The sequence below is a fragment of the Anaplasma capra genome, assembly GCF_025628805.1.
Classification (GTDB): domain Bacteria; phylum Pseudomonadota; class Alphaproteobacteria; order Rickettsiales; family Anaplasmataceae; genus Anaplasma; species Anaplasma capra.
Genome location: NZ_JAOTBG010000006.1, coordinates 102,730 through 120,193 on the forward strand (window position 1 = coordinate 102,730; position 17,464 = coordinate 120,193).

Sequence of the window (17,464 nt, forward strand, 5' to 3'; positions counted from 1 at the left end):
CGACGCCTGTCTTAGGTTGTTGTGGGTGCAACGTTCTTGTGCCACCAAGTGCACGCGGTGTGATGTGTGTGGCTATAAGGCAATAGGACTTCAGTGTGTTGTGGTAAGAAGCAACGCTTAGTGTTATTGTTTTCTGGTCAATGTAGGGTCAGTTCCCATGATAGATTACGAAAAGGTGTTTGCAGAGAAGATACAAGCTATCAAGGAGGAGGGCAGATACAGGGAGTTTACTGGGTTTCGGCGCATTCCTGGGAAATTCCCGCACGCCATAGAATGCCAAACCGAAAAAGTCGTAACGCTGTGGTGCAGCAACGACTATTTGGGGATGAGCCAAAACGAACATGTGCTTTCTGCAGCACGTGATGCCAGCGTAAACATTAGTGCTGGCGGTACTAGGAACATTTCTGGCACTACCAAGGAGGTTGTAGAGCTGGAACGTTCTCTTGCGGATCTGCACAACAAGCCGGCTGCCCTAACATTTGTTTGTGGGTATGTTGCAAATCAGACCAGCATAAGCACCATTCTGTCAATGATTCCCGACATAGTTGTGTTTTCTGATGCGAAGAATCACTCCTCCATGATTGAGGGTATAAGGTCAAGTAATCGTGAGAGGCATATCTTCAGGCACAACGATGTCAAGCACCTAGAAAGCCTGTTAGCAGCTACCGGTCCAGGTCCCAAGATCATCTTATTTGAGTCATTATACTCTATGGATGGGGATGTGGCCCCCATTAGAGAAATTTGCGACTTAGCGAGTGAATACAATGCCATTACATACCTAGATGAAGTTCACGCAGTTGGCATTTACGGGGCGCGTGGCGGGGGGATATCCGAACGTGAAGGTTTGGCTGACAGGATATCGGTGATACAGGGCACTTTATCCAAAGCTTTTGGGGTAATGGGCGGATACATAGCGGCCTCAAAGGCCCTAGTCGATGTGGTCCGAAGTTTTGCGCCGGGTTTTATCTTTACCACTGCTATTTCCCCGCTAATTGCTGCGTCCTCCAGGGCTAGTGTGGAGTACCTCAAAGTTAGCAATGTGGAGCGAGAAAAGCACAGACAGGTTGTTGACAAGGTGAAAAACGCCATGCTACGCGCAGGCATAGAGTTTGTCATGACTGATACGCACATAATTCCCATAATCATCGGTGATGCAGAAATCTGTAAAGGGGTTTCTGGAGCCCTACTTCGTAACCATGGAATCTACATACAGTCAATCAACTACCCAACTGTGCCACTCGGTACGGAGAGGCTCAGAATAACGCCCACGCCGTTCCACACGGATGAGATGATTGAACATCTGATTGATGGGTTGCTCAAGGTGTTTCATCAGTTCTCTATTCCACTGGTCAAAAGTTATGCGTAGCTGGGTTTAGTGTGTCCCTGGTGTCTTATTCCTGCCATGCATTGGAGAAACGGGTTATGCCGTGTGTAAGGGAAACACAGTAGACTTCGAAGCTGATCTGGTGCTCAGCAAATTGTGGGTGCCGCGAGAGAAAATATCTTGCCGTCCTAACTATAGAGTTGCGCTGCTTGGCTGTGAGGGGCACCTCGCGAAACTGTGAATTGGTGCTAGCTTTTACCTCTATGAAGTAGAGCATCTGCCTGTCTTGCACTATTAGGTCGATCTCCCCTATAGGGGATCGGTATCTGCGGCGGAGTATTTTGTGAAGCTGCATTTTGTGCAGAAGTAAAATCATGAGCTCTCCAATGTGACCCACGAAATTTCGCGCCTTATTTCTGCTGCCAACGCGCATATACAGATCAACCAGCCGGGTAATTCTGCACGTACTGTACACCTTCACAATAGATATTTGCAATATGTGCCCGAGTTGGTACCTCCGAACTATTTACCTTGAACATAAAGGCGAAATGACATAGACTGAGGGACTAGAGCATTCGCTGCATTGGCTATGGTCCTGCGCATCGTTCCCGATGACATTAATTTTAATTTCATAGCGCGAAGGAAGTGTGCCTTGCTGTTAAGTGCTGCGTTACTGCTGGGTTCATTGTTGCTGATTGCGCTGAAAGGCGTAGTGTTGGGTACTGACTTCACCGGCGGCACAGTCGTGGATTTTAGTTTTGATGAAGGGCGTGCGAGCGCTGAGGGCGTTCGATCCGCACTTGCGGACGCTGGTCTTAGTGGGCTTTCGGTTCAAAGTTTTGGAGATAGCGGTCGGGAGTTTATGGTTGTCTTTCGCGGCGCTGGTGAGTCTAACGGGCTGAGCAGGATTAAAGATGTGCTGAACAAAATGGGCCCGGTAACGTACAAACGATTGGATTACGTAGGCGCACAAGTTGGTGCAGACCAGATAGTGAGGGGGGTCATAGCTGTGCTATGTTCCCTGGCCGGCATGTTTCTGTACCTATGCTGCAGGTTCAGGTGGCAGTTTGCGGTTGGGGGGGTCCTAGCTCTGATGCATGATGTGGTTATTACCATGGGAATGGTCAGCGCCACTGGAATTGAATTTGGCCTTCCGGCAACTGCTGGGATTTTGATGATTATTGGCTATTCGGTTAATGATTCTGTGGTTATATACGACAGGATCAGGGAGTGCATGGGGGACAAAAACATGTGCTACAAAGACATGGGTAGTATTATAAACGCCAGCATAAACTCTACTCTGTCCAGAACTCTGCTCACGTCTGGTACCACCCTGCTAGCTTCTGTGCCCCTCATATTGTTGTGTGAAGGAGCTGTGCGCGACCTAGGGATCATAACGTTTTGCGGTATCGTTGTAGGAACGTATTCTTCCACATTTGTTGCCACTGCCCCCTTTGCAAGCAGTATGCAAAGGGTCCTAGACCAGCAGCGATCATGATTGCCATTTGAGGTAAATTTGTTGGATACATGGCGCTAAAGGCTGGGGGTGTCCTTGCGCGCAGCAAGTATTTCATGCCTACTTAGGATTGCTACATGTGGATGTGGCACGGTGGTGGATAGTTTGACGAACAAGTGCATGGCGCACTGTGTGTTCGTTTAAATCCTTGGTGGAAGAGAGCCGGGTCTCTGCTGTGTGCGGGTGCGCTCTTTAAAGAATTTGGATGCATGTACAGCTGCTGAGTGCGTTGGGGGATACTGACAGGAGACTGGCCGTGGGTGACGCGATCCTCGTTCACGCTGCACGGAACTGTAGATTGAAGCTATGTTCTCAGTCTTGCGTGCGTAAACTGTGTGACGCTCACCATAGATGGGTCCGCTCCTGTTGGTGAGTGCTGTGCGCAGCATTGCGGAATATGCAGGGTTTAGCCCATGCAGCAACACAGAGTAAGTCGTCACGGGGAGTGCTATGGGCGGGAAACTAGTATGCATGATGTGGTTCTGCGGGAGAGGTGCTGTGGGCATCCCACCGGGAGGAAGCCGGTCATCGGCAAAAGTTCTAGGGGGATTGCTGCGGTTGAACCGTTTGGGATAGTTGCGGGCTTGTCATTTGTGGGTTGCAGTGTTTGGATGTGAATAACAGCTAGGGGTGGTTACATGCCAGATACACCTGGCAGCACTTGCAGTGTTCTGTAGCATGCTGGTGTCCCATGCAGGTTGCATGATCAAATAGCGACTTGTGAGAGGTGGCTCCATAGCCTGGCCACGCCTTGCTTTGTAGGCCCTGATCACCTAGGTAACTTTGACCTGTAGAAAGCCTATAGGGGGTTTATGCTTTTGGGGGCGTAGAACTACCGTGAGACGGGGTCAAATGTAGACCTGGCAACCACTCTACAGACGCGAGGCCGGGACCGGAATCGAACCGGTATAAAAGGATTTGCAGTCCTCTGCATAAACCACTCTGCCACCCAGCCACTAGCTGTAAATCTCCACGATGCTACGCACCAACGACGCAGCCTCCTTCTCGGTTCTCTGGAAGGAATTCCTCCCTATTATAGACCCATCACCACCGCCGGATCTGACGGCCTCGACCTCCCTAAGCAGCTCCTCATCGCTTTTTGCACTGCCGCCCGAGAATACTACCATTCTCCTACCGGCGAAGCAAGATCTCTTGACGTAAGCAACTCTCTGCGCCAGGGATGATATGTCGCACCCTATGCTGTCGCGCTCTGTGTAATTTGTGGGCAGCTTAACCTTGATTATGTTAGCCCCTATAGACGCTGCTATGTGCGCTGCGTAGGATACTATATCTATGGCGGTCTCGCCTTTTTTAGATAAATCTCCGCCACGTGGATATGACCACACAACCACCGCAAGTCCACAAGACTTTGCCTCGCGGATAAGCTCCCTTGCTTCGCTTACCATGGACAGGAATGCCCCGGATCCCGGATAGATTGTGAGGCCTACGGCTACGCACCCAAGTCTCAGTGCATCCCTGACCGAGGCTGTGACTGCCTGGTTGGGCTGTAGCCCACTTGGGGTAAGTGCCGTAGAGCAGTTTAACTTCAGTATCAGGGGGACCATGCCCGCGTGTGCATATGCTCCGCACTCCAGCATTCCTAGAGGTGCGGCATACGCACTAAATCCGCAATTGACGGCGAGCCTGAAGTGATAGTACGGGTCACACGCATCTGGGTTGGCCTCAAAGCTCCTGACTGGGCCATGCTCAAACCCCTGATCTACGGGCAGTATTAAGAGACGCCCCGTGTTTGCAAGCTTACCGTGGAGCAAAATTCTGGCAAGGTTTGTTAGTACTCCAGGGCTCTCGCCGTCGTAATAGTCAAGGATGTTCCTGACTTGCTCGCTAAGACCCATGGTGCCCCCACAAAACCCACGCAGAGCAAAAACGGCCGCCGCTGTGCCGACGCTCTGAACTGCGCAACTCACCATTATATGGTGAGGGCACCCAATTTCAAACTAAATCTAGGAAATGGCTGCAGCGGCTTGCACTGCTACACCAATACAAGCAATGGATTCTCTAAGTAAAATTTGAACCTATTAAGAAACTTTGCTGCAAGTACGCCGTCTACTACTCTGTGGTCCACGGAGAGCGTCACTGTCATAACGTCGGCAGGGACGACGCACTCGCCAACAACAACTGCCCTCTTTTCGGACTGGCCTACGGCCATGATGCAAGATTGTGGGGGATTGATGATTGCATAGAACTCACGGATTCCAAACATTCCCAAATTGGATACAGTAAATCCTCCTCCCTGCAGCTCATGCAGCTGCAGCTTCCTCTCCTTGGCTCTAGCAGCTAGACTTTTTGTGATGCTAGATATTTCTGACAGAGACTTGGTATCAACGTTTTCAATGACAGGAGTGACTAGCCCATCGTCTATCGAAACCGCAAATGATATGCTTATGTTGCTATGGTATCTTATCGTGTCACCTTCCCACGAGGAATTAATTTCAGGAAATTCACGCATGGCCAGTGCTGCGGCTTTGAGCACGAAGTCATTCACAGTAACCTTAGTTCCGCGGTCGGCACAGTTGTTGTTTATTTCAGATCTAAGCTTCAAGAGCTCTCCGACCATACAATCTACCGCAAGATAAAAATGTGGCACTGTCTGCTTCGATTCCAGCAGACGCTCCGCAATTATCCTGCGCATACTGCTGACTTCTACGACATCACCACCCCCTGCAGCGACAACTCCACCTGTACTGCTACCCGCTGCCACGTCTAAAACATCAGCCTTAATTACCCTGCCATACGGCCCAGTTCCGGTAATCTTTGTGATGTCCACTGACAACTGAGAAGCTATTTTCTTAGCCAATGGCGTCGCTTTAACCTTACGTTCTCCCACAAAATCGGGGATAGGATACGCAACGCCTCTTTCTGGTTGCTGGAGCTGGTTTTCTGTCTTTTCTGTTGTGCTGCTGGTCTTTGCAGGTGCTGGAGATGGCTCCGCCGCTTCTACTGCCGGTTCTCCAATTTGGGTTGTGCCGTCGGCCTTACACAGCTCCTCAACGTCTCCTATATCCTCGTTCCCCACTCTAACTACGGCTATGACCTGATTCACCTGCACATCTCGCGTGCCTTCCTGCTTGAGAATCTTGTGTAGGACTCCGGGTTCGTCTACATATTCGAACTCCATGACGGCCTTGTCCGTCTCTATGTCTGCTATAACGTCACCAGGTTTGACTGGATCTCCTTCCTTCTTGTGCCACTTAGCAACGATACCGCTCTTCATTGTTGGAGACAGAGCAGGCATCAATACTTTAACTGGCATATTGCAACTCGGACAGAAACCCTCAAGGCAGGACCATCGTTTACAACATCAAAATGCCGGTGTCAATTTAATTGGCACAACTACAGATTACTGTAGGCACGATAAACAAGTTCCTGCGCGTGGTAGGCGTACCTAGGCTTTTGTTATGGCTCGGGTGGGGAATATGATTTGTGGGAATGCCCGTACACGTTATCACTGTGTTGTGCCCCAAGGCGTGGCAACGCCCCCTTCCAATGCCTGCTACTCCGTCAATAGAGAGCCGATATCCATGCTCGGACGGGCCCCCGGGGAAGGGTGTCCCCTGAGGTCCAGCTCGCGCCGGGCCTCAGGTTAAGCCCGCAGGGCAGTTAAGAGGACTATGTGTGTCTGGCTATGTTGGCGCCTACTCGCTCTCGAGAAGAGTGTGCAGTGAGTGTAGCCCTGCGGGTGTTTCCAATCTGTCTGCGTGTCAAGGCCGGGGCCGCTGCCGCTGCACCGCCACCCCGGGGGATCCGGGCGATCGCAGCGCGGCTGCAACGGTCCTGGCCTTGACACGATAACCGGTTTGTCTAGTAGTTTGTTGCGACGTTTACTATCCTGCGCATGTGCGGCAGCATTATCTGCATGAAGGCTCTTACAAGTTCCTCCTGAGACTGGGCTGTGGGCCCGCTGTTTTGAGCGGCAGATGTCACAATCGGCACGAGAGCCTTAGTGAGCTTTGGCACGGCAGTGGAGATCTCGTCTCTCATCGCCTTCCTCATAGCATCGCTCATCTCGCTGCCATACTCTTTCTCCATGCACCGTATGACCTGCTCGATTTCATCGTTAGACAGAGAGAAGTCATCCTTTCGTCTCGCGCCGTTACTGGCACCTGCATCCCGCTTTTGTTGCTGCAGCGGGCCCTTAGGGCTGCTGATAGCACGGCCTTGATTCTGAGGTTCTGAGCTCATACTAAACTACTCTAACACTTTCTACATGGTTGGAATGATATGCAGAATTTATTAAAAAATTTATAACTTCATGCACACAGCGAGCACCCAAGGTGCAAAGCCTCACGCCAGTTACCTGTGCACACAGCCGCACAAACATGCGTCCATGTTGGGGTGTAGCCCTGTCCCATGGCCACTTGCTTCTAGGCAAGACCCAACCATTACATAGGCAGCACACGAATGTAAAGACAAAGCCGTGCCGTCTCCCCGCAACGCCCCACCTACGATTCTTTTATAAGCTTAAATGCCAGAAAAGCAACCCAACTGGGATGTAGACACACGCTGCGGTTCCCTACTGAGGCTCTATCTCAACTCATTTAGCACCTAATAAAACTTTGCACTATGGAGCTTGGTCAAGTATACATAACACAGCATGCTTTTCCAGTATCATGCGGTGCGGAAGGGTTTGGGGTGCTTTTGATGTCTACAGTTGCCATAATAGATTTTGGATCTCAGGTAACTCAGCTTATAGCTAGAAGAATCAGAGAACTGGGTGTGTACAGCGAGGTGTTTCCTCCTAGTACGGATTTTTCCTCCATGGTCAATTGTGGCGTTGAAATAAGCGCGTTCATCCTCTCTGGGGGGCCGGGTTCGGTACAGCAGCTTCGTGAAGTTCCTAAAGTAGTATCGGACGTTCTTGAGCTGAACATGCAGAGAGGTATTCCAATATTAGGCATATGTTACGGTCTGCAGGTGCTCGCGCACTATTTCGGGGTTGCTGTGGAGCCGGGAAAAGCTCGGGAATTTGGTAAGGCGCAGCTGGATGTTGTGGGGCGCTCATCCATCACAGAAGGGGTTTGGTCTGTAGGCAGTAGGGTGGATGTGTGGATGAGTCACTCGGATAGCATAGTTGGTGAGGCGCCGCCAGGCTTTTGTGTGGTGGCGCGCAGTGCCGATACGTCCGCTGTTGCCTATATGGCCAACGAAGAGCGGAGGATTTACTGCATGCAGTTTCATCCGGAGGTAGCGCACACGCCCGGTGGTCGAGAGATGTTGAACAACTTCTTAACGACTGTGGGCTGCACCAGGGATTGGGCTGTGGGGTCCTTTTTACGCACTCAGATTGATGCTATAAGAGCCACAACTGACGGCGGGCGCGTGGTAGCGGCTATCAGTGGTGGCGTAGACTCAAGCGTTGCGTCGGTGCTGGTTCACAGGGCAATAGGAGACAGATTAAGGTGCGTGTTTGTTGATACTGGCTTGCTACGTAAGGGTGAGGCCGACGTCGTACGCAGCTTTTTTGTGAGTACGCTTGGGATGCCTGTGAGCGTTGTGGACAAGAGTCGCGTGTTCATGGAGCGCCTTGCGGGTGTGGAGGATCCCGAAGCAAAGCGCAAAATTATCGGCTCAACCTTTATTGAGGTCTTTGAACAAGAGGCGCGCAGTTTGGGAGACATAAAGTTCCTAATGCAAGGGACAATATACCCTGATGTGATAGAGTCCGGTGTTGGAGAATCCGGGGTTAAGATTAAATCACATCACAATGTTGGTGGGCTTCCGGAGGTCATGAAGCTGTCGCTGGTAGAGCCGTTAAGGTGTTTGTTTAAGGACGAAGTCCGGTTGTTGGGAAGGGAGCTCGGTTTACCTAGTGAGATACTGGATAGGCACCCGTTCCCCGGTCCTGGGTTGGCAGTCAGAATTATGGGGGAGGTTACCGCGGAGCGGGTTGAGTTACTTAGGGAAATAGATAGCATCTACATAGATATGATGCGTGAAGACGGGTTTTATGATCATATATGGCAAGCATTTGCGGTTTTGGTGCCAGTGCGCACAGTTGGCGTTATGGGTGATAGTAGGACTTATGGTTATGTATGCGCGCTCAGAGCGGTGACTTCGAGTGATGGTATGACGGCAAACTGTTTTCCCTTTGGTGAATCTGACGAGCAAAAGTCAGGATTTCTTGGGTTTTTGCAGAGGGTGAGCGGAGCTATAGTAAGCAAGGTGCAGGGAGTAAATAGGGTGGTATACGACATAACGTCAAAGCCTCCTGCGACTATTGAGTGGGAGTGATTGAGTGTCCAGTAAACTTGTTGTCGGGGGAACTGTATGGTAGAGAAAGCGATTTTGGAGTGTGGAGATTGCAAGGTTAGCCTACCCGTGATGCGTGGCAACGATGGGACGCTCGCCATCGATGTTACTGGTCTGTACAAGGATGCAAAAATCCTTACTTATGATCCGGGGTTCCTGTCTACTGCTGCGTGCAGGTCTGAGATAACCTTTATAGATGGGGACAAGGGTATTCTGCGTTACAGAGGGTATGACATTGCAGATCTTGTCACGACAGGTGGCGGGTTCTGCAGCGTTGCTCATCTCCTGTTGCACGGTGCCCTACCGCAAGGGCGCGAGCTGGATGATTTTGCTTCCGCTGTGGGCAATGAGTGCCATGTACCCGCGCAGGTGGTAAACGTGATTAAATCTTTGCCCAGCAGTGCGCATCCCATGGCGATACTAATCGCGAGTTTTGTTACACTTGCCGCCTGCTACCACGCCGAGAATTCCATAGATCCACTAAAGAGCGCAATAGTAGCTATATCCAAAGTACCCGGGATTGTTGCAGCCATCTATAGGCACACTTCAGGTATGCCCGCTGTGGAGGCGGACCCAAATCTGGGGTACGTGCAGAACTTTGTGAAAATGATGTTTGGTGATCTGGGTAGTACGCGTCAGAGCGTTATATGCAGGGCGCTAGAGTCGATATTCATAATGCATGCGGACCACGAACAAAACGCCTCTACCGCTACAGTGAGAGTAACCGGTTCTGCTGGGGCGAATCTATTTGCCTGCTTGAGTGCAGGTGCTGCAACTTTGTGGGGGCCAGCTCATGGGGGAGCTAACGAGGCGGCCGTCAGGATGCTTGAGGAAATTGGCAGCCCCGAAAGGGTGGGCATGTTCATTCAGAGAGTGAAGGACAAAAAGGATGGAGTGAGGCTTATGGGCTTTGGCCATAGGGTCTACAAGAATTACGATCCAAGAGCGCTTATCATAAGGGACATTTGCAAAGAGACACTGCACGAGCTCGGCACAAGCGATCCTCTGTTGGATGTTGCTATTGAGCTTGAAAGAGTGGCCTTGGAGGACGAGTATTTCGTCAAGCGCTTCCTGTATCCGAACGTTGACTTTTACTCCGGTATTGTCCTTAAGGCAATAGGAGTCCCAGTGAATATGTTCACTGCGTTTTTTGCTCTAGCTAGGACTACTGGGTGGTCTGCTCAGTGGTATGAAATGGTGACTGAGCATGGTGACAGCAATAGAATCTGTCGGCCGCGCCAACTGTATGTTGGCAATATGAACGCAAAGTGAGAGCCTGCTGGTTGCGGTATGCTCGCACCATGCTTTTATTAGACACCTAGCTTCTCTGCGTAACTTGTAACAGATAGTGCGCCCATGTGTTGCAGGTGTGTGCGCCGTGGGTTAGATGCGAACCCTGCATGTGCTTTTCGGCGCCTGTGGCGACTCGGCCTGGTTTTGGTGGGCTTGCACACGATAAATTTAGGTGGTTTACGCACATAAAGGTAGATATAATCGCTGCCGGCTTCGCAGTTCTGGGGTTCTGTTTTGGCGTATGTCAAAATGCTTGAAGACGTGCTCGGGCGTCATGTATCTGCTATTGAAGACTGGTTTTCCGATCGGTTTACCAAATACCCTGCGGTTTTGAGCACCTCTGTGGACGTTAGAAGTTCAGGGTACAAAATAGCCCCAGTTGACGTAAACTTCTTCCCTGCGGGGTACAATAATTTTGGTATACCAGCACGAAAAAAGGCAGCAGCCGCCCTCTCGGAGTATATGTCTCAGTATCTGGATACTAGGGTGCTGATTGTGGTTGAGGGCCACACCAGAAACAAGAAATACGTTGATAGCGTAATTGCGCTAAGGGACATGCTTGGCGACTCGGGATTCCGTGCTGAAGTTGGCGTGTGCGGCATCACTGAGGACACAAGTGTACTATCTTCCACGGGTGCCGGCCTTGATATCAAGGCCTTGGTAAATCATGGGGGAGAGGTCAGCACCACTTCCGGCTTTGTGCCAGATCTTATAATACTCAACAGCGATCTCACGAGCGGAGTTCCGAGCGTGCTTGATGGAGCTCTGACCCAGCGTGTAATACCGCCGACGCGCTTGGGTTGGTTCAATAGACGCAAGTCCAGACACTTCAGTATATATGAGAATGTGGCTGCAGAGTTTTGCAAAGAATTTGGGCTTGACGAGTGGGGAGTTTGTGCGCTGTTTATGCACTGCCAGGATGTAGATTTCGTGAGCAAGAAGGGGATTGACCACATTGCTAACAAGGTTGAAGATTTGATATCACAAATTGGAGAGAAATTTCGCCTTTATGGGATAGAGGGCGCTCCGCATGTTTTCGTTAAAGCCGACAATGGAACCTATGGCATGGGTGTGATAGAGGTATACAGCGGGGATGATGTGCTCAATATGAACAAGAGAAATCGCAACAAAATGCGTAGGATTAAGGACAACAACCCCGTAAAAAGTGTAATGCTGCAGGAGGGGATACCGACTGATGAGGTGTTTGACGGCCATGCTGCAGAACCCCTGCTGTATTATGTAGGATCGGAGCCTGTGTGCTATTTGTGTAGGTACAATTCTACAAAAAGTAAATTTGAGAATCTCAATGCTCCTGGTTGCGGTTTTGCAGATGTGGAACTCGACGTTGCGTGTGGAAAGAAACGAGTTTGGCGCGTGATTGGTAAACTTGCAGTCTTGGCTTCAGCTATAGAGGCAGCGGAAATTACCGCCCGTTCCTCACATACTGGGGATCAGTTGCCATGAGTGGCGCGCTGCTTGTATTGCCTATTCTCGGCATGCTTCACGAATGTGGCAAGTGAGCACATCAGGTATTTAAAAACCACTTCCTGCGTTGTATCAGAAATCTTGCACTGTATTTCCGCTTCGAGCAACCTTCGTAGTATCACCTGTATTGTTTCATACGCAACAGACGCGACATGTCGCCTAAGTTTTGGTATCAACCTAAAAAACACTGGGGGCTGCAATGTTTTGATCACGTTGTCAATGTTTTCGCCGTGATGCGTCCTTCTAGACAAGCATTCGAGCCTTACGAAGTATTTCATGCTAGATCTAATAACCAGCATGGGGGAAACTTTGTTTTGAAATAGCGCATCCGTAAACTTCAGAACATCACCCAGATTTCCGTCTGCGATTGCCACACACAGATCGTCTAGTGCAGGGTCCAAATCAGAGGCCAGGCTTTTTTGTATGTCTTCTGTAGACAGGGATTTCTTTGTGCCAAGGTATAATAGCAACTTCTCTAATTCTGGTTGTAAGCAGGCGCTACTGTGCCGCAATGTATCGCACAATAGCCTCAATGCGCGCTGCTCATAGGATATACTGTGCCTGGAGAGAAAATCAGCCACTATGAAACTGGCATCTTCCTCCTTATAGCAACCTATCGATGCAAATCTTTTGTGAGTGTTGTAATAGTCTTTCAGTGAAGATGCTCCTGAGAGCTCACGAGCTTGCACAATCACGTGACAGTGTTGCGGGTTCACGCTTTCCATGGCGGCTTTTAAGTCGGAGGAAAGCCCATCCTTTGCATCTGTTAGAAGCACCAAGGGTTTTTTGCTGAACATTGGGATGGTCATCAAATTGACAAGCAACTGCTCTGGGTCCTTATTGGCCTTTAGAAACTCCATTTTGTGGATAGCAAACTCACCGTTGCGGTTAACCTGATGCAGGATTTTCTGTATGTACATACTGGCTCTGCTGCAGTCATTCCCGTGGAATAGCATGCTTCCGTACGCTTCGGGGTTACCGAAGAAATCTCCTAACTTTGATGCGGTGATCTTCACTATTGTACCGGTTCTTAGAAACTGATGCTGTGCACAACTAAGCTTTCCAGTGTATGCGGTATGGCGCAGATGTCCAGCCGCCTTGTGTGCTGAAAACGTCACATGGCTGCTGAGCCATGCGCTGGAGAAATTGTAACCGCTCCGGAAGCGTGCTATACGTGCTGTAGGTTTGCCTACGATATGGGCGGTAAGGTGTCTATGGGTTTGGAGTGGCTATTAGCCGGGAGGTATCTTAGGTCCAATAGGTGGGGGTTTCTCTTTTCCACTGCGACGGTTCTTTCTATCTTGGGAATTGCTATTGGAGTTGCTACACTCATATCAGTAACGTCGGTGATGAATGGTTTTTCGGCAAAGCTTCTCTCAAGTATTCTGGGTATGAACGGCCACATCACAGTCCACTGCCGTCACTCGGATTACCCAAATGTGATTGCCGAGATCAGCCACATGCCTAGTGTGGCTTCTGCTGCGCCGGTTGTTGAGGGGCAGGTGATGCTGAAGTGTAGGGGCAATACCATGGGTGCGGTGATTAGGGGTATGCACAGGCACGATATACGCAGTAAGTTGCAAGGGCACATAGTAAGAGGCAATGTGGATGCATTTGAAGAGGGAATTGTGCTAGGTTTTAGGTTGGCAGAGAGTATAGGTGCTGACTGCGATGATGAAATTACTATAATCTCCCCAGAGGTTTCCTCGACGATTTTTGGCTCAGTACCACGTGTGAAGACATATAGGGTTACCGGGATATTCGACGTTGGAGTGTACGAGTATGATAGCGCTTTTGTGTACATGCCGCTGCGGGATTCCCAGCAGCTTTTGGGGTACGGCAATAAGGTGCGGTACATAGAGGTGTTTCTGAGGAATGTTGAGAAGTCTTCCGAAGCACTGGTTTCTATAGCGGAAAAAACTGGCCTTAGGGTGGAGGATTGGAAAGTTCAGCAGGGGCAATACTTCCGCGCTTTGGAGCTAGAACGAGATGCCATGTTCTTCATATTGGCACTGATTGTTGTTGTTGCTGCGTTTAACATAATTTCCGGAATCTCTGTACTGGTGCACGACAAAAGGGGCGCAATAGCCATAATGCGCACAATGGGTATTAGCAAGTATGCAGTGATGCGCATATTCTGCTTGTGTGGCGCTTTCATAGGAATGTTAGGCACCAGCTTAGGGTGCTTTCTAGGCATGGCCTTTTCCGTGAATATGGAAAGCATAAGCAACTTTGTCAGCACCTTCGGGGGTGGTACGCTTTTTGAATCCCTGGCATATTGCCTGGAGGGGATATCCTCGGAAATGATGCTGGGGGATGTTGTAAAGGTTGTGACGTTGTCTTTAAGTGCGTCTCTGCTGGCGGCTGTGCCTCCTGCTATTTCAGCTGCGTGCCAGAATCCTGTTGATATTCTTAGGTATGAGTAAGTAAATGAAAGCAGAACATTGTGGATGGATGGGAATTTTCTGTATCCTATCTCTTTGGATGGGGGGGGTCTCGTATTTTGTTTTGGACTTCAGGGAAGTAATGTTGAATTCTGCAGCCAGTATTGAGAGATTGGTGCGCGAGCACGCACTCATGAGTGAGACCCTGTCTGGTATATCATCGGAGACCAAGCAGCTCAAAGGCTTGATTCCCAACAAGAGCACCATAGTAGTGAATCGGGATGGTTGTGTTCGTGCGGAGTGTCTGGCCAAGGTGCTGCTCATGATTGCCGATTTGCGTAGAGCCTTTGCTTTGGGGGCGATGTCTCATGACGCAATTCACGCGGTAAAGCCTATACTTGTTGAGCTGAACGATCAGCAAATTAGTGACAATTTCAAGGTGGTTGAGGAGTTCAGGCCCAATAGGGGGTACAGAGATCTGGTTGAGGAGTTGCTTGGTATAAGGAAAAGGCTGCGCACAGCAGTGTCTGGCCCCATAGGAAGATATCTGTCAAAGTGGATATCGATAGAAAACCACAACGAGACGGTTTGGAGGGAGTTTGAGCGCTTGGAGCGACTTGCAAGCTTAGGTGCATGGGAGGATTGTTTAAGCGTTGCCAACGACGATTCTTTAAACTCCATACCTGGTATGAAGTCTTGGATAAAAGATCTGGAATCGATGCTGAAAATTGAACGGAGCCTCTCTGCAATATACGACCGATTAATAGAGCGTGTTAATAGTAACCCAGAGGGCATATGATTACCTGTTTTTTGATTTGCATAGTTGTGTCCCTGGCTGCTGGGCTTGCTATACAGAGTTATGAGGGGCTCATATTCAAGGTTGAAGTTGCCGGATATGCCGTTGAGGCAAGTGCGGTGTTTGTAGTGTTTGCAGTTTGTGCTGTAATGCTGCTACTAGCTGCTCTGCTGCGGTTATTCCTGGCGTGCGCACTTTTTTCCTATAAGTTCAGATGTAGATCCGTTGCTAAGCAATATGAGTCTCTAGGTGCGGGATATGCCCTACTGAGCTTGGGAAGGGCAGAAGATGCTGAGCGCATTATAGACACAGTGAATAAGCTGCAGGGGCTTGATAGACGCTCACTCGCAATATTGGAAGTCTGTGCATGGTTTAGGTTGGGAAAGTATGAGATGGCTGAGAAGCCAATGTCGCTACTGGGGAGCAACTGCTGGCCTGACGGAAAGTTCGGGTTATGGTTGTTAGAGTCATTGCAACGGGAAAAGAGCAGGGACTGTAGGCTTAGAGTTCTCAGAAGGCTGTGTGATGTGTTTAACCGGGCGGTCTGGGTTACCATGTTTAGGTTGGAAATTGCCCGCATGGAGGGAAACTGGGATGCTGTACTCTCTGAGGCGGAGCTTGCTGCAAGGCGAGGTGTTGTTCTTCCATACGAACACGAGAGAATCGGTGAGATTGCCCGGCTCATGTGTGCCAGGTCACGCTACAAGAGAGGCGAGTACAGGGCAAGCCTAAAACTGCTGGAGCGTACAACGGACATGCATTCAGCAATCCTAAAGTCGCAGATCCACGTCAAGCTGGATAACCTGCGAAAAGCCAGAGATGTGCTAGAGGCTTGTTACAGGGCTGCACCCCATCCGGAGGTTGTTGCAGTGTATTTAGAAATTGCCAAAGATCAGGACTTGGCCATGGAACGACTCAGTAGTTTTAATGCTGAGCACTACGTCAGCTTGATGCTGACTGCAAGGCGGTACATGGGGGCAAAGCGATATAATGCGGCTGAGCAGTATGTTAAACGCGCGATCGCAAAGCACAAAAGCACCGAGCTTTATTGTATGATGATGGACATTATGGCCTGCATAGGGAATATTGATGGGGTGGTATACTGGCTGGAAAAGATGAGAAAGGACTCCTTGCCAGATGCGAGGTGGAAGTGTGCGAAGTGCTGCGCTGTGTCGCCTGAGTGGGTGCACGAGTGCCCAGATTGTGGTGCGTTTGATTCCATACAATGGCTGTAGGATAATTAAGTGATAGCTGGGGCATTTCTCGTATTCACAATTACCTGGTGGATAGCCCTTTTCGTTGCGCTGCCTGTGGGGGTTGAGGTGGATACAAAGCAGTACCCGGTAGGATGTGCCAGTAGCGCGCCTAAAAAGGCCTACCTAGCAGTAAAAATTCTTGTTGTGACTGCTATCTCTGCGATATGTGCGGGTCTGTACTGCTACTTGAAATACGCAGGGTACCTGGACGCAGACTTCAGCTTTTTATACGATTTGGTGCCCTAAATCTCTGTGGGCCCTTCCCTGTGTTCACGTTCAAATTTTGTGTGTCCGGCAAAATGGTTTTGAGAAGCTGCCGCGATATAGCGGTGCTAGATGCTGGATCCACCGCCGAAATGGCTGCGGCTAATGGTGCATGTCCGGTTATAGAGGACATACTTTGTGTTTATTTCATAAAATGCGGTTGTTACAACGTACATTTTACTGAAAATATGGATAATTGCATCAAGGTGCGGGTATATTATGGGTGAAACCACTTGACTGGGTATACAGTGTACGCAATAATACGCCCGGGTGTTCTGTATTCTTGTTTTGATGTCATGAGCAAGCGTGGGGGTGGGCGCGTAGTGTACTGTTACGCGCGTGCGTTGCTGGATGTGGCCGCGGGTAGCGAGGACAGCGTGTGCGCGGGGATCGAGCTTGTGCATGATGTGCTTATTGCGGATGCCGACGTACGAGCGTTCTTCTCCAACCCTGTAACCTCAAAGGCTAGTAAGATTGAGGTGCTGCGGGCTTTGGTTGGGAGCTGTAAGCTAAGCAGAGCCCTTGTTGGCCTTATTTGCGTAGTTGTGGAAGATGGTAGGTTTGACCTACTCTCTGATGTGTTTGAGGAGTTTTTTGCTCTGCTCAGGCGTGCACGTGGTAGGTGTAAGCTGGAGATAACAACAGCGGCTCCAGTATCTGCTGCAGAGGAGAAGAAAATATTGGGCATCGTGCGGTCGGAGTGTGGGGAGCCGGAGACGGTTACAAAGCGCGTGGATCCTACAGTGCTTGGTGGCTTTGTTGCGAAGGCGGGTTCCCTCGTGATTGATGCTTCGTTTTCCGGACACTTACGCGAGCTGGAGAAGGTCAGCAAGAGCGTTATATGTGGTGTCGATTTTAGGTAGGGTGCGGCGTGGG

16 protein-coding genes and 1 tRNA gene are annotated in these 17,464 nt (G+C 50.0%); 11 read left to right on the forward strand and 6 right to left on the reverse strand.

The genetic code is table 11. The annotated features are described in order from the left end of the window. Positions 1-157 precede the first annotated feature (157 nt). Complete coding sequence (hemA, locus tag OC187_RS02200; RefSeq protein ID WP_262997501.1) at positions 158-1,366, forward strand: 5-aminolevulinate synthase; 1,209 nt, start codon at positions 158-160, stop codon at positions 1,364-1,366. A 25-nt stretch (positions 1,367-1,391) separates the two neighbouring features. On the opposite strand, the gene OC187_RS02205 is transcribed toward hemA, so the two are convergent. Beyond that, positions 1,392-1,721, reverse strand: coding sequence for a YraN family protein (locus OC187_RS02205; protein ID WP_263008550.1), 330 nt, complete (start codon positions 1,719-1,721; stop codon positions 1,392-1,394). A 192-nt stretch (positions 1,722-1,913) separates the two neighbouring features. Between OC187_RS02205 and secF the strand changes: the two genes are divergently transcribed. Continuing rightward, positions 1,914-2,822: a protein translocase subunit SecF gene (gene secF, locus OC187_RS02210; protein ID WP_262997499.1), complete on the forward strand. Its 909-nt coding sequence runs from the start codon at positions 1,914-1,916 to the stop codon at positions 2,820-2,822. Between the two features lie 901 nt (positions 2,823-3,723). Here the strand turns inward: secF and OC187_RS02215 are convergent. From OC187_RS02215 to OC187_RS02230, 4 genes are all read right to left on the reverse strand, one after another. Then, positions 3,724-3,795, reverse strand: a tRNA-Cys gene (locus OC187_RS02215). A 1-nt stretch (position 3,796) separates the two neighbouring features. Further along, a complete protein-coding gene (locus OC187_RS02220; protein WP_262997595.1) occupies positions 3,797-4,696 on the reverse strand; it encodes a class I fructose-bisphosphate aldolase in 900 nt (299 codons plus the stop codon). A gap of 137 nt (positions 4,697-4,833) precedes the next feature. Continuing rightward, positions 4,834-6,114 carry a pyruvate dehydrogenase complex dihydrolipoamide acetyltransferase gene (locus tag OC187_RS02225; RefSeq protein ID WP_262997498.1) on the reverse strand — a complete coding sequence of 427 codons (1,281 nt, stop codon included), beginning with the start codon at positions 6,112-6,114 and terminating at the stop codon, positions 4,834-4,836. 548 nt (positions 6,115-6,662) lie between these two features. Next, positions 6,663-7,043: a hypothetical protein gene (locus OC187_RS02230; RefSeq protein WP_262997497.1), complete on the reverse strand. Its 381-nt coding sequence runs from the start codon at positions 7,041-7,043 to the stop codon at positions 6,663-6,665. Between the two features lie 459 nt (positions 7,044-7,502). On the opposite strand from OC187_RS02230, the gene guaA reads away from it, so the two are divergent. The 3 genes from guaA (at position 7,503) to gshA (ending at position 11,867) form a co-directional block, all read left to right on the forward strand. Beyond that, on the forward strand, positions 7,503-9,092 hold the full coding sequence (gene guaA, locus OC187_RS02235; protein WP_262997594.1) for a glutamine-hydrolyzing GMP synthase: 1,590 nt from the start codon (positions 7,503-7,505) through the stop codon (positions 9,090-9,092). A 36-nt stretch (positions 9,093-9,128) separates the two neighbouring features. Continuing rightward, positions 9,129-10,382: a citrate synthase gene (locus OC187_RS02240; protein WP_262997496.1), complete on the forward strand. Its 1,254-nt coding sequence runs from the start codon at positions 9,129-9,131 to the stop codon at positions 10,380-10,382. A 270-nt stretch (positions 10,383-10,652) separates the two neighbouring features. After that, positions 10,653-11,867 carry a glutamate--cysteine ligase gene (gene gshA / locus OC187_RS02245; protein ID WP_262997593.1) on the forward strand — a complete coding sequence of 405 codons (1,215 nt, stop codon included), beginning with the start codon at positions 10,653-10,655 and terminating at the stop codon, positions 11,865-11,867. Here gshA and holA read toward each other — a convergent pair. Beyond that, on the reverse strand, positions 11,855-13,006 hold the full coding sequence (gene holA / locus OC187_RS02250; RefSeq protein WP_262997495.1) for a DNA polymerase III subunit delta: 1,152 nt from the start codon (positions 13,004-13,006) through the stop codon (positions 11,855-11,857). The two genes, gshA and holA, sit on opposite strands and share 13 nt — an antisense overlap. Between holA and OC187_RS02255 the strand changes: the two genes are divergently transcribed. The 6 genes from OC187_RS02255 to atpH all read left to right on the forward strand — a co-directional run bounded on the left by OC187_RS02255 (position 13,007) and on the right by atpH (position 17,451). Beyond that, positions 13,007-14,314: a lipoprotein-releasing ABC transporter permease subunit gene (locus OC187_RS02255; RefSeq protein ID WP_262997494.1), complete on the forward strand. Its 1,308-nt coding sequence runs from the start codon at positions 13,007-13,009 to the stop codon at positions 14,312-14,314. It begins immediately after the preceding gene. Positions 14,315-14,318: 4 nt separating this feature from the next. Beyond that, positions 14,319-15,071: a hypothetical protein gene (locus tag OC187_RS02260; protein ID WP_262997493.1), complete on the forward strand. Its 753-nt coding sequence runs from the start codon at positions 14,319-14,321 to the stop codon at positions 15,069-15,071. Then, on the forward strand, positions 15,068-16,303 hold the full coding sequence (locus OC187_RS02265; RefSeq protein ID WP_262997492.1) for a hypothetical protein: 1,236 nt from the start codon (positions 15,068-15,070) through the stop codon (positions 16,301-16,303). Before OC187_RS02260 ends, OC187_RS02265 begins: the two co-directional genes overlap by 4 nt. Positions 16,304-16,312: 9 nt before the next feature. Continuing rightward, complete coding sequence (locus OC187_RS02270) at positions 16,313-16,570, forward strand: DUF1467 family protein (RefSeq protein ID WP_262997491.1); 258 nt, start codon at positions 16,313-16,315, stop codon at positions 16,568-16,570. 53 nt (positions 16,571-16,623) lie between these two features. Next, positions 16,624-16,815 carry a hypothetical protein gene (locus OC187_RS02275; RefSeq protein ID WP_262997490.1) on the forward strand — a complete coding sequence of 64 codons (192 nt, stop codon included), beginning with the start codon at positions 16,624-16,626 and terminating at the stop codon, positions 16,813-16,815. Between the two features lie 69 nt (positions 16,816-16,884). Continuing rightward, the gene (gene atpH, locus OC187_RS02280; RefSeq protein WP_263008551.1) at positions 16,885-17,451 is read left to right on the forward strand and encodes an ATP synthase F1 subunit delta; all 567 of its coding nucleotides are present in this window, start codon (positions 16,885-16,887) and stop codon (positions 17,449-17,451) included. The last annotated feature ends 13 nt before the right edge of the window (positions 17,452-17,464 follow it).

Coding starts and splice junctions, on each gene's coding strand:
- hemA (WP_262997501.1), top strand. CDS start 158: ATGATAGATTACGAAAAGGTGTTTGCAGAGAAGATACAAGCTATCAAG.
- secF (WP_262997499.1), top strand. CDS start 1,914: ATGGTCCTGCGCATCGTTCCCGATGACATTAATTTTAATTTCATAGCG.
- OC187_RS02220 (WP_262997595.1), bottom strand. CDS start 4,696: ATGGGTCTTAGCGAGCAAGTCAGGAACATCCTTGACTATTACGACGGC.
- OC187_RS02225 (WP_262997498.1), bottom strand. CDS start 6,114: ATGCCAGTTAAAGTATTGATGCCTGCTCTGTCTCCAACAATGAAGAGC.
- OC187_RS02230 (WP_262997497.1), bottom strand. CDS start 7,043: ATGAGCTCAGAACCTCAGAATCAAGGCCGTGCTATCAGCAGCCCTAAG.
- guaA (WP_262997594.1), top strand. CDS start 7,503: ATGTCTACAGTTGCCATAATAGATTTTGGATCTCAGGTAACTCAGCTT.
- OC187_RS02240 (WP_262997496.1), top strand. CDS start 9,129: ATGGTAGAGAAAGCGATTTTGGAGTGTGGAGATTGCAAGGTTAGCCTA.
- gshA (WP_262997593.1), top strand. CDS start 10,653: ATGCTTGAAGACGTGCTCGGGCGTCATGTATCTGCTATTGAAGACTGG.
- OC187_RS02255 (WP_262997494.1), top strand. CDS start 13,007: ATGGCTGCTGAGCCATGCGCTGGAGAAATTGTAACCGCTCCGGAAGCG.
- OC187_RS02260 (WP_262997493.1), top strand. CDS start 14,319: ATGAAAGCAGAACATTGTGGATGGATGGGAATTTTCTGTATCCTATCT.
- OC187_RS02265 (WP_262997492.1), top strand. CDS start 15,068: ATGATTACCTGTTTTTTGATTTGCATAGTTGTGTCCCTGGCTGCTGGG.
- OC187_RS02275 (WP_262997490.1), top strand. CDS start 16,624: ATGGTTTTGAGAAGCTGCCGCGATATAGCGGTGCTAGATGCTGGATCC.
- atpH (WP_263008551.1), top strand. CDS start 16,885: ATGAGCAAGCGTGGGGGTGGGCGCGTAGTGTACTGTTACGCGCGTGCG.